The following is a 1060-nucleotide window of genomic DNA, read 5'->3' on the forward strand; positions in this document are numbered from 1 at the left end:
CTACGAGGACCTCGCGGCGCCGGTCCGCGAGACCGCGGTCGTCGCCGGCGCGCTCAACACGAAGGACGTGAGCGACGACGCGGCCGCCGCCGAGGCCGTGACCGAGTTCGGCGACGCGGTCGGCGTCCCGGCCGCCGACCCCGTCCGCGACGGCGCGGAGCGGATCGTGGACGGAATCGTCGACGCGGGGCTCGGCGGCCGATGAGCCTCGACGCCGAGTTCGAGCGGGTCTCGCTGCCGCTCGACGACCCGTTCACCATCTCGCGGGGGACGCAGACCGAGGCGGAGAACGTGGTCGTTCGGATCACGGACGACGCGGGAATGACCGGGGTCGGCGGGGCTGCGCCGTCGGCCCACTACGGAGAGACGGCCGACACCGTGACCGCGGTGCTGCCGGCGCTCCTCGACGCGGTCGAGCGCGTCGGCGAGCTCCGAGACGGTGCTGCCCGGGTACTCCAACAGCGCGAGGTACGCGCGGCTCTCGTGGTCGCGCACGCCGAAGCCGCAGGAGAGGACGTGTTCGAACGACGGGGAGGTGTCGCCGACGAGGTCCTCTATCTCGGGGTCGCTCATGTCACTCGTTCCGCGCGGGGCGGTGTTAAAGCTCCGTCATCGCCGCGCGGCGCGGTCACTCCTCGGCCGCGTAGCCCATCTGGTCGATGCAGCCCCGCATCCCGGACTCGTCCGCGTGCCGGTGGAGGTTCGTCGGCGTGTCGCAGTGGTACGTCTCCCCGTCGTACCGCAGCGCGACCTCGTGGTTGGCGCCGGCGACTTCCACGTCGACGAGGATCCGCCGGCCGTCGTTGAGCGCGTCGATGAGTTCGTCGGCGGACAGCTCGCCCGCCTCGACTCGGAGTACCTCGCTCATGGATGCGATTCGGCGGTCAGCGAGTTAAAAGCGACCGATCACGTCGTCGTCGAGTCCGGGCCGCCCTCCTCGGCGGGCGGCTCGACGCCCTCGGCGGCCGCGACGTCCTCCGTCCGCTTCTCCGCCTCGACGTGCCAGCGGTCGATATCGGCCTCGTACTCGTCGTGGACCGCGGACCCCTCGTCTTTCAGC

Annotated in this window: 3 protein-coding genes and 2 pseudogenes; 2 read left to right on the forward strand and 3 right to left on the reverse strand. The window is 71.7% G+C overall.

Translation table 11 applies throughout. The features are described from left to right. On the forward strand, positions 1-205 hold a 205-nt coding region (locus D3D02_RS18015; protein ID WP_121571314.1), incomplete at its 5' end, for a DUF1611 domain-containing protein. Further along, positions 202-429 (forward strand): annotated as a pseudogene (locus tag D3D02_RS18020) (dipeptide epimerase); the annotation flags it as partial. The gene D3D02_RS18015 and the pseudogene D3D02_RS18020, both read left to right, overlap by 4 nt. Here the strand turns inward: D3D02_RS18020 and D3D02_RS18025 are convergent. The 3 genes and pseudogenes from D3D02_RS18025 to D3D02_RS21540 all read right to left on the reverse strand — a co-directional run. Next, positions 325-573: pseudogene (locus D3D02_RS18025) on the reverse strand (TrmB family transcriptional regulator); the annotation flags it as partial. The pseudogenes D3D02_RS18020 and D3D02_RS18025 overlap by 105 nt on opposite strands. 55 nt (positions 574-628) lie before the next feature. Next, entirely contained in the window at positions 629-868 is a 240-nt protein-coding gene (locus D3D02_RS18030; protein ID WP_121563358.1) for a hypothetical protein, read from the reverse strand. Between the two features lie 38 nt (positions 869-906). Further along, positions 907-1060: DUF5828 family protein (locus tag D3D02_RS21540; RefSeq protein ID WP_342764631.1), on the reverse strand; the 154-nt coding region annotated here is incomplete at its 5' end.

Source organism: Halobellus sp. Atlit-38R (assembly GCF_003665925.1).
In the GTDB taxonomy this organism is placed as follows: Archaea; Halobacteriota; Halobacteria; order Halobacteriales; family Haloferacaceae; genus Haloquadratum; species Haloquadratum inordinatus.

Excerpts from the sequence above, each read along its gene's own strand:
- D3D02_RS18030 (WP_121563358.1), bottom strand. The coding sequence starts at position 868 with ATGAGCGAGGTACTCCGAGTCGAGGCGGGCGAGCTGTCCGCCGACGAA.